The sequence below is a fragment of the Pseudomonas sp. P5_A12 genome, assembly GCF_056400685.1.
Genome location: NZ_JBFUKU010000238.1, coordinates 1 through 8,092, shown reverse-complemented (window position 1 = coordinate 8,092; position 8,092 = coordinate 1). Strand labels below are relative to the sequence as shown.

6 protein-coding genes are annotated in these 8,092 nt (G+C 43.2%); 5 read left to right on the top strand and 1 reads right to left on the bottom strand.

Features of this window, described 5'->3' with window-relative positions; all coding sequences use genetic code 11:
- Nucleotides 1-287, top strand: a 287-nt coding sequence (locus tag AC1DSG_RS23750) for a hypothetical protein (RefSeq protein WP_477793073.1), incomplete at its 5' end; no start/stop codon positions are given.
- A gap of 127 nt (nt 288-414) precedes the next feature.
- Here AC1DSG_RS23750 and AC1DSG_RS23745 read toward each other — a convergent pair.
- Nucleotides 415-471, bottom strand: coding sequence for a hypothetical protein (locus AC1DSG_RS23745; protein ID WP_477793072.1), 57 nt, complete (start codon nt 469-471; stop codon nt 415-417).
- Nucleotides 472-1,477: 1,006 nt separating this feature from the next.
- On the opposite strand from AC1DSG_RS23745, the gene AC1DSG_RS23740 reads away from it, so the two are divergent.
- The 4 genes from AC1DSG_RS23740 to AC1DSG_RS23725 all read left to right on the top strand — a co-directional run bounded on the left by AC1DSG_RS23740 (nt 1,478) and on the right by AC1DSG_RS23725 (nt 7,582).
- Entirely contained in the window at nt 1,478-2,083 is a 606-nt protein-coding gene (locus AC1DSG_RS23740) for a hypothetical protein (protein ID WP_477793071.1), read from the top strand.
- A gap of 123 nt (nt 2,084-2,206) precedes the next feature.
- Nucleotides 2,207-3,619: a tyrosine-type recombinase/integrase gene (locus AC1DSG_RS23735; protein ID WP_477793070.1), complete on the top strand. Its 1,413-nt coding sequence runs from the start codon at nt 2,207-2,209 to the stop codon at nt 3,617-3,619.
- Between the two features lie 47 nt (nt 3,620-3,666).
- On the top strand, nt 3,667-6,939 hold the full coding sequence (locus tag AC1DSG_RS23730) for a hypothetical protein (protein WP_477793069.1): 3,273 nt from the start codon (nt 3,667-3,669) through the stop codon (nt 6,937-6,939).
- Nucleotides 6,917-7,582 carry a hypothetical protein gene (locus AC1DSG_RS23725; protein WP_477793068.1) on the top strand — a complete coding sequence of 222 codons (666 nt, stop codon included), beginning with the start codon at nt 6,917-6,919 and terminating at the stop codon, nt 7,580-7,582. Before AC1DSG_RS23730 ends, AC1DSG_RS23725 begins: the two co-directional genes overlap by 23 nt.
- Nucleotides 7,583-8,092: the final 510 nt, after the last annotated feature.

The following is an 8,092-nucleotide window of genomic DNA, read 5'->3' as shown; positions in this document are numbered from 1 at the left end:
GTCAGGGACAGGCTGGGCTGCATAAGTCGTTACCGCGTCTGGATCGTGCTGCAGCTTTTCTTGAACTTGCGATTCCAGCATTGCGCGGAGCGCGTCTTTGTCGGGACGGTTCAGCAATTTGTTACTCCTATTCGGAAGCCGCGCACTACCTATTCGATTGGTACATTGAGCAGTTGGTGAGCGCAGGGCCGTTTAAATTTGTGGTTGCATCGCAGATTGGCAGTTACCCGGATTGCAGGTTAAAAATCCTGGTAAACCTACCAAGTCTTGGCGGCAACCGTCTGTGATGAAAATGATGTCATAGCTACAATCTTGGATGCAGCTTTCGAGATGACTGAAGTGGCCAAACGCTCACCTGCCGTTTGGCATGGAAGCCAAGAGGGCAATGAGCAAGCGTTCGAGTTGTTCACGTCCCTAGGTACTCAGTAGTTCGACAGGATCGGCCCCGTCGCGCTGCCAGCGTTCGAGTATCCCGACTCTACCATCAGGCGACCTGCAGTAATCGCATTAGTCCAGTGTGTCACAGTCATTGAGAAGGGGTGAGTACCCAGCCATTAACCTCAACGAGCATGCGGCCACTATAGATCTCATTCCATCACTGGATGCTGCTTCGCAGCATGATGCGTTCGCCGAGCGCGACGTCCGTGAGCTTCTGTCAAATCACGAGAGCGGGCGATCCGACGAATGGCTGCTGGCTCAACAACAATGGCCTTGATGCGGCGTTCTGACTATACGAGAGGCTCTAATACGTGGGTGTTAGTGTGAACTTCAATGGAAAGTTTTCATAAAAAATTGTCCAGCAATAAGCTCTATGATTCAAAACAATTATCAGAGCCACACGCCGAGCTTTCGGCTCGTAAGCTACTGATTTAGCTTGCCCCGGTTGTAACGAAAGCAAGATATTGACATACAGTTGTTAGTTTTGCACAAGAGCTATATGGTTTTTAGGTTTTCAGCGTCAAATGTTATGTATGGGGGCTCTTGTTTTCGAGCTCTTTCTCTTAACTAAGGCTGATGGATTTTGACATTCTGACACGATTGAGCGGTGATCCAGGCGCAGTGTAGTGACTGGAAAAAGCGGAAGGTTAAAGCTAGCCTGAGTACTGCTGGTCATGTTGTTACGAACCGTTGATATGAGTAGGGTTTTAAACCAAACCGTTACTTGATGAGGAGTATCCTCGATATGAGCGAAGTCGTTGTGTCTAACAATAGGCGCTTGTCCGATAAAGCTGCTATTGAACTTTTAATTCACAGGCATAAGTCGAGCGCTATCGTATGCGCGCGCCTTAAAACTTTGCGAAATTTTCTTGTGTGTTTGGATGCTTATCGGTAAATATTTATTGGTCAATATATCTATGCTCACACGGTATGCCTTAACAAGGGTAAATATCCAATGAATAGATCAGGTCGTCGATGGTTCCAAAAAGAGTTTACTAAAGTGTTAAATAAGTCAGGGGGTGTCTGCGGAATCTGTAGAGTGGACTTGCAACACAATTGTCGAACTTATGGAGGTATAGCTGTTAATAATCGCGTTGTTCTGACGAGTGATTGCTGTGTGGGAAAACTTGAATGCGTGATGTGTTCGGGAGTTTACGTTAACCGTAACATCGATGCGTTTATGGCAGCTACAAGCAGTTTACAATCCGGCGTGTCAGCAATAGACAAAATGTCCGATGAGTTGATGGAAAGAGGCGGAGTTCCGTTTGCCCCTAGTAGCGTTGAATTGAGGGATACACCTTGGAAAACAGCTGATGCTCTGTGGTTCCGGAAACACCCGAGCCGTTCGCACCGTTTGCGACCAATTTATTCAGGCGAGATAGCATCTCTTCCACGAGCACTTCAATTTGCGAATGTCCCAGAGAATCACCGACTCGAAATATTGGTGAGACAGGTCGCTGCGGGGCAGCGACTAAGAACTGCATTTTTCCGTAATGCTCAGGCAATCATTCCTGACGAAGAAGCTGTCATTCACGCGTTATTTGATATGGTCTCCAATCATGAATGTAATGGTGAGGCGGTGGATAGTGTGCGATTGGGTGAATTGATTGAGCGGTACGGTAAATCTGGAGCAACAATGAATTAGAGCGTTATATGTAGCTAAAGTATTTTAATCTTGCACGTCTATTCTTCCACGATATCTCGATATAGGGTGGAGGCGAGCATGTCTTAGAGTATGCGAAAGCCACAGAAAAAAGGTCAAGCTAATATGAATATCAATTTTAGCTACTTTAGAACTTTGTATCATGGGCGAGATTGCGCAAAGTTGATCTTCATTGACGATGAAGGCATCGGTAATGAGTTTATATCTTATAGGAGTTATTTGGAGGATTTGATTGATGTGGGGATGTCATCGAACAGTGTCAAAAAATATTCGAGGGCGGTCTCTCAGTTTTTGGATTATCTATACATAGGGTTTGAGGTGTTAGGGGGTGTTAACGAAATTAACGCAACATTTCTTTGTGATAGCTACTATTCATATTTGGTTTATGGGAGCAGATCAGATGATAGTGTGGTTAGAAACATAAGTGAAGTCAGGCCGAATCGAAGGGTCAAGATAAAAACAGCGATTGGATATCATGTTCCAATTACTCAGTTTATTGGGTTGAGCGATAACTACGCTAATCAACTTAACGCGCCGCTATTAAGAAAGTTATCGATCGGCGACGAAATAAGCATTTTGAGGGCGCTCTGCGGCATATCAAGGAAGATATTGATACTCAATGGTGCTGATCTACGGACGCATTTCAAGAAAAACAATTTTGGCAAAAAGCGTCAGATTTACAAGTGGCTTCCAAATCGAGATCCAATTCCAGATATAGTGGACGACACGAAGTGTTTCCCATTAGACAAAATCTCAAATCTGATAGCGGGAGCTTCCTGTTACCGAGATGCGGCGCTATGGTCATTAATTGCTGCCTCAGGGCTTAGAGCATCAGAAGCTCTTCAGGTTCTTTTTGATGATGTTGATATTGATGGGCGTAAAGTATATGCCATTGATCCATTGACGAGAGAAAGCGTTGCTTACTCTTATAATGGAATAAGTGAGGGCGACTTTAATAGGCTGAGCTGGAAAGGGCGAAGAACCCGATATACTCTTCTGATAGAGCCTTATGGTGGTTTGTTTTTTAAGTATCTTGAGTTGTACTGGAAGTATGAGTGTGATTTAGGTGCGTCACACAATTTTATTTTTCAAACTCGCGATGGTGCACCGTTGCGATTTAGCAGCTACAAGGATCAAATAATTATTCCCTTCAAAAAGGCTGCTGCAAAAGTGCTAGGGGATGATGTTGATATAAAATACAGATTCAAACTTCATAGCCTTAGGCATAGTTATTGTGTTTTTTTAAAGAACTTTATCGTTCATTCGGAAGGTGTTGGGCTTAGCGATGAAGAGATCATGCTGATAGTTGGGCAGGCAACGCTCAAGTCAGTGCAAATTTATTCAATCGTAGATCGTGAGATCTTGGAGGCTAAGTTGGCAGGCGCTTTCTTTAATGTGGATAATATCAGTGGGGTTAGCTATAACGAGCATATGTTGAAGTATCATACAGGACGTGTTGATTCCTTATTGAAATTAATAAGGGCTGAGAATGCGGAGCTTATGAGTGATGCGGCATGATAAATTTAACGGAAGAACTCCTGTTYTTAAAAACCGGAGATGACCTGGTGAAAGCCCTGTCTTTCGCCTTTTCCTTAACCATAGATCTTGAAAGAGAGCGAAAAGCAAATAGTGATTTATGGGGGTTCGGAATAATATTTGGACGCAGAGGAGATGATTTTCCCTATCCGGAAGAGTTTCTTAATATTCTGCTCGGTTTCTGTGTTGAGGCGCGACGCAGATCAGATCGAGCATACGAACTTCAGCTTACCCAGTATCTGGGGCTAGAGTCACTCGGAGAAGGCAATCTTAGAAACTCTTTCAGAACGGGGTGTCGGGTACTTTTGTTGTATTTGTATAAATCGCGAGCTTTGTTGCTGCCATATGTATTTACGAGACCTCTAGGATACTGGATTGATAATTTTGAAGGAGAGGTTGACTGTTTCACACCTTTGGTACGATCTTTTCTTGAGATAAACACATTTAATATTGTGGGGGAAGGAAGTAGATATAGCATTAATTCTGCACAAAAAAAGGCCAAGCGACTTAGGGATGTCGCTATTAAGATAGTGTTGGCTTCGAGTTGGAAATACCCAGAGGATATAGCTTTTGACGATTTGCTAGAGTGGAGAGATAAGCGAGATGAGTTTACTTGGCCATCTGGAAGGCGGAAGATTTCATCAATTCCATTTCTACAAATAATTGAACATGTTGGCAGGGTTTTTCCTGGTCGATTAAATTTTGATGTTTCGACCGTAAAAAATATCATTCGTCCAGGCAAAAGAACTTTATCTCCAAAAGCTGGCAGAGAATTAATAACTAAAATTTTTTCTGCTCGCCCGTCGTCCCTGAGTTTATTTTCCAAGTTGAAAGGCAAGGGGTTGCTTCTACACATGACTCGGTACGCATCTCCTGATTTACGGGTAACCAACCTCGAAGAGTTGTTGGGGGGTATGCGGGGTGAGTTTTGTCAGTCATTCAAAGTTTGGCTGGAGTTAGAAGATGACTATCTGTCGACCTGTAAATACGAAGATGACTCGCCTTGGCTAACAGTTTTCGGAAGATTGAATGTATATTTGCTGATTTTTTTGCCGCTGTGGTTTGACGAGAATAATCCATCTGATTATGAATATCCATCAAGTCCAAGTAGGTTTCTAGGTTATGTCTACTACCGAACCAAATCAATGTCTTCTGTTGCAAGGCCGCCAACCTTTCTCGAGTTTAGCTATGCGCTAGGGTATTCATGTGCTTATCCAGTTACTAACAACTTGAAGCTTTTTTTTGAATGGCTAATTCTTCACCGTCCAGATCATCCAGGTTGCATTCGGCTAGTGCAGCCAATCTACATTCAAGAGAAAACTAAAAAAAGAAAGCATACGACCAAAAATATTCTTGAGGGGACGGTGGAGATTTTAAATGCCGAGTTTCTGCTGTCGTTATTGTCAATTTCGTCGCACATTGACGATAATCCTGAAATGTACTGGAGATCTATTGAGGATTGTAAAAGGCTTAAGTGTTTCTTGAGTTTTAATAGTTTGGGTTATATCCCTTATGTATACATGGATGGCGTTGCTGTACCCATTCTAGAGCTAGATCATAGATGTCTGATATTTGCTCTATGGAATGGCAGCGTATATTTCAATCCTGCTTCATTTATTTTTCCGTTTGTGATGCAAAGAGGTGGGTTGCGGGGGCAAAATCTGCAGTGGCTTGATTCACGTAGTTATGATTCGCATGCGCGTCGTAGGGTTGATGAGTTTTACGGTGTTGATGTTTTATATATTAATACCGATAAGTTATACGAACAACCGTTCACGGTGTTTTGCCGCTCTATAGTGATTTCGTTGTTGGATGTGCAAAATTTGTGGCGTAAAAAAATGGTTAAGGTCAATGGGTGCGCTGCATTAGATTATGAAGTGCCTTATGAGGGCCGATCTCTGTCGAAATGGGATAAGGTACAGTGTTTATTTGCCCAGGATACAGAGAGTGGCTATCCGTTAACAGATCATCAATATAATCGAATTCACAGGTTTACCGCATTAAGCTTTCAAGTGTGGTTGAAGTCTTTAGTTCCTGGAATGCAAGTCGTAGCCTACATACCTATTCCAGCACAGGGTAAAAAATATTATGAGTGGGACGAATGGGTCGGCAAGGAAAATAAACATGACGTCGCGAAAGTCTCGCAAATCAAAGGAGTGGATTACACTCCCGTATCGTTGAGGGTTCGTGTAACACCGCATGGTTCTCGCGCAACATTTTTAACTGAGCTTTTAAAGCATGAAAGTGCTGAAATAGTTAGCAAAGCGACTGGGCAGACTCCCCGATCGGCAGCATATTACAATCGTGGTGACCTTTCCTTAATCGAAAGGATGTCGGGCGCCTACAATTTTAAGGATCCATTGAAAGTAGCTACCCCTTTTGCTGAATTCTCTTCGTCTGCTGACCTTGTTGTTGAGTTGTTGGCTTCCAAAAAAGCTGGGAGGTTGAATGGGTTCGTAAGTGCGCATGGACTAACCACGATTTATGGAGTGGGCGATGGAAGGGATAGAGGTGAATATGATGGTTTGAGATTGATATCCACGGATATTTCTAATTCATTGCTAGCGTGCTCAACACATATCTGTTTGTATGGTTTTGTCTGCCCTGATTACATTGTCGCTATGCTGGGTGGGGCCAACCGTTGCTCAATTTGTAGTGTTGCTATTTTTTCAACGCACTTTATTTATGCTGTGTCTGCGAAGAGGCATCAATTAGCAGAGGAATTAATTTCTTTACAGAAAAAAATAGCTGACATCAAAGGTTACCGTGATTTTGATATGGGCGATATTGCGACTTTAGAGCAAGAATTAAAGATAGCAGCTGAGGATCTATTAGGTTGGTATCTTGTTGAGCGCTCTCTGGATGTTATGATTCGTGATAAGGCTGAAAAGAAGTCCTCAGGTAAGTACTTGAATTTAGGTGCAAGAATCAATGACCCTTTAATTCATGAAAATGTTGCCTCCTCTGAAGTTAGTAATTTCCTTCTTCGTCTTCAACAGGTGTGTGAATTTCCTCAGTTTATTTCCGACGATTTTAAGTTCAAAGTAAGTAGGACGATACGATTAATGCTTGCGCAAAAAGGTGATGTTTATAATGCTGTTATGTCTCCTTTGCCCTCGAACCCTCAAGTTTATCTGGCGTCTATCATTCGTCAACAAATGGATTTAAATGCGATTGATTTAGACGCGTTGATATCATTGATTAATATGTCTGATTCGGACTGGCATGAATATCTAGCTGTAAAACGGTCAATTCAGATTGGTGGTATTGGAGCGGTTGATGAGGTCTTCAAAGGTCAGTAACTTTTCAAGATATCAAGCGCAAAGGGTGGTGTGGACGACAAATGCGCTCACTCGGGCTCTGCGCCTGTGCACCGATGAAAAATATGCTTGTAGGTGTATAACTCATTTAGCAAAGCATGTAGCTAAAATAATAACTGAGGAAAAAAGATCGTTGTTCATTGAGCAAGTTTCAGTTGATGGTTTAGCGTTCGATGTTTCCCAATTGTCAACTTCATACACAAATTTATTGAAAACCACAAGCTATCGTTGCCTTTTAGATGAATGGATGGGAGTCCATGCCAGCGATATGGCGGCACCTGGAGCTCCCGATAACAGGGTAGTTGAAAGAAAGTTGAAGTTGAGGATATTGGAGTTGACTAATATGGTTAGGTTTATGCGCGGCGAAGTTGAGGGGTTAGAGCGGAAATCGTTTCTTGGGTCGGAAGTGGTTGTACAGGAGGATTTGTGTGAGGAAGACTTAAGCGATGCGTTTAAAATGGTCGAAATTTTGCTCGGAGAGTTTAAGGATTACGTTTTGGTCGAGGCATCTGGGTTGGTGGTCGATAATTCTTTGAGAAAAATATTGATCCCCGCTGAAAAATTCAATAAATATTTGCGCTGGAGAAAATTCAATTCTACTAAGCTGCAGTTTTTTGGTAAATGAACAATCGGTCTTAATTTAGCTGTGTGAGTCTTTTTTAGTTGAAATGCATTTAAGCATCACGAATTCTGATACCCCACTTCGGCTCTTGAGCCATCACGTGACCCACGGTTTGTATCCATTCGTTTTCCAGGTTCGTATCGCACGTAGGGCGGATAGCGGCGATCACGAGCCTGATCCAGTCGGCACGTATGAACGGGAGTTAGTCATATGCGTACCTCGAGGAGGTGCTGACGTGGCTGTGGTGCCTGCTGTATCTCATCGTTAAGCCTGGGGCTGTTGTGGCCGCCGTTCAATGCGCGCGAGTTTCGCGGGGGATTCGATATTTCAGTCCTCCGGCCTTTGAATGATAGTGAGCGGCGTCCGATGTCCGGACGTCGTTAAGGCGTCTAAACACGTCTGACGATTCAGTTGCTTAGCGGAGCAGATCATGCAAAAGGAAAAAACTGGTTACTTGGCAGAGTCAAAGCTCGTTGTACGCCAAGGGTTGCAGCTGTGGCATCTTCACCAAGC

What these genes read in the sequence shown, in the direction of transcription:
- AC1DSG_RS23725 (WP_477793068.1), top strand. Translation starts at nt 6,917, where the DNA reads ATGAGGTCTTCAAAGGTCAGTAACTTTTCAAGATATCAAGCGCAAAGG.
- AC1DSG_RS23735 (WP_477793070.1), top strand. Translation starts at nt 2,207, where the DNA reads ATGAATATCAATTTTAGCTACTTTAGAACTTTGTATCATGGGCGAGAT.